Source organism: Blastocatellia bacterium (assembly GCA_035275065.1).
In the GTDB taxonomy this organism is placed as follows: Bacteria; Acidobacteriota; Blastocatellia; order UBA7656; family UBA7656; genus DATENM01.
The window spans coordinates 1-1,671 of record DATENM010000099.1; the positions used below are offsets into that span (position 1 = coordinate 1).

Sequence of the window (1,671 nt, forward strand, 5' to 3'; positions counted from 1 at the left end):
TGAACGTCAATGATAGGGGGCCGGCTTGGCTCATTAGTTTGAGCGTGCGTCGCTGACGCAGCTATCGCCAATAAGATTAAGGTAAGCATCTGTCTCCTCATTACCACCTCCAATACAGTTCCACAACGAGCCGTCTAACGCTCGCGTTCAGCGGGGCCACGAACGGCGTGAAAAGAGACCATAAGAGCTGCGCTTCGTGGCCTCCGCTGCAACGCCTTGTTAGGTTGCACTGTTAGGGCGCGAACATCTCTCCTAAGATTGAGAGCACACTCGTTTGGGTCGCAACATCGATTCGGCCAAGCCTTCTGACCAGCCGCACCTTGTCTACTGTCCGTATCTGATCGAGCACCACCTGACCTTGTTTGCCTTGAAACTTACATGCCACTCTCGTCGGATAACTTCGCCCTTTTGTACTCATCGGGGCAACAATCACTGTGTTGATGTAACGATTCATTTCGTCAGGAGAGAGTATCAGGCAGGGCCGCGTTTTCTTTATCTCCCTGCCCTGAGTTGGATCAAGGTTGATCAAATAGACATCGAAGCGTTTGACTACCATTGCCATTCGGCCTCATCCCAACTTGATTGAGCGATCCCTCCTTTATCAAGCAACTGGTCATCTCCCGTTTCTGCCATGCTTTGAAAGGCCTCTGCCCAGCCCTGCCGCGGATGGCCAACCGAGCGTATAACGATTTCCTTATCCTGCACATCAAGCTCGACTTCTTCATTCAGCCCAGTCTGCTGCAAGTAGAGTTTTGGGATGCGGATGCCTTGTGAATTGCCTATTCTGATGATTCGCGTCTTCATAGATACAATGTAATTACAGACTTCCCGATAGTCAAGTGTGGCGAGTCAGGCAACCTAACGCCCGCGTTCAGCGGGGCCGCGAGCGGCCTCACCAGCCATAACGTGAGCCGTGCTTCGCGGCCTCCGCTGCAACGCCTTGTTAGGTGGCGTCTTGAGGAGCGTCGCACCAGAAAACCAAGCTCTCCCACCATAGTACTTGCTGCCTTAGGGGCTTAAATGGATGCGAGCTATTCGGAGTATTTCCTTTGTCAACTCGACTACTCTATATGACTCCGTTGAGCCGCCTTTATCTATATGGAGAATCCTCTTATCATTCGCATCAACTCTCCACTTCCCCGGCTTGAAATGATGTCTATCACCTGGATCTGCACAGAGCCATTCGCAATCGCCATTCTTGTAGAAGATATATTGCATTCTGAACCAGCTTACCCAAGACGCCCTGAAATGTTTCGGGCGATAGATGGCACATTTTTCATCTGTCTGTGCTTCCTCGTATGAATTGAACCAGTGCTGGCACATGTCTTCTGAGCTTATATCGGTTGATGTCTGGTTGGACTCTATTGCCACTGTCTCTCTCCTTCCAGCGTTAGCCTTAGAAATTAGCGCCAAGAAAATGTTGACTGCAAATCAGCAAAGTATTCTCTTCTTAAACTTCCAGCTACGCATCGAAGCCACCTAACGCTCGCGTTCAGCGGGGCCGTGAGCGGCATTCCGCTACCGATGACTACCGCACTCACGGCCTCCGCTGCAACGCCTTGTTAGGCGCGGGGCTGGGATAAACAGGCTTCTGAATACTTCTATATAAATGGCTCGAGCAACTTGTGCTCCTCAATGCTCAGGAGCTTGGGCCAAGGGCCTGCTTTATAC

General features: G+C 51.2%; 2 protein-coding genes. Both read right to left on the minus strand.

Translation table 11 applies throughout. The annotated features are described in order from the left end of the window. Positions 1–232: 232 nt before the first annotated feature. Entirely contained in the window at positions 233–562 is a 330-nt protein-coding gene (locus VJ464_22390) for a type II toxin-antitoxin system PemK/MazF family toxin (GenBank protein HKQ07894.1), read from the minus strand. Then, positions 550–804 (minus strand): AbrB/MazE/SpoVT family DNA-binding domain-containing protein, encoded by a 255-nt coding sequence (locus VJ464_22395; protein ID HKQ07895.1) that lies wholly within the window; start codon positions 802–804, stop codon positions 550–552. Before VJ464_22395 ends, VJ464_22390 begins: the two co-directional genes overlap by 13 nt. Positions 805–1,671: the final 867 nt, after the last annotated feature.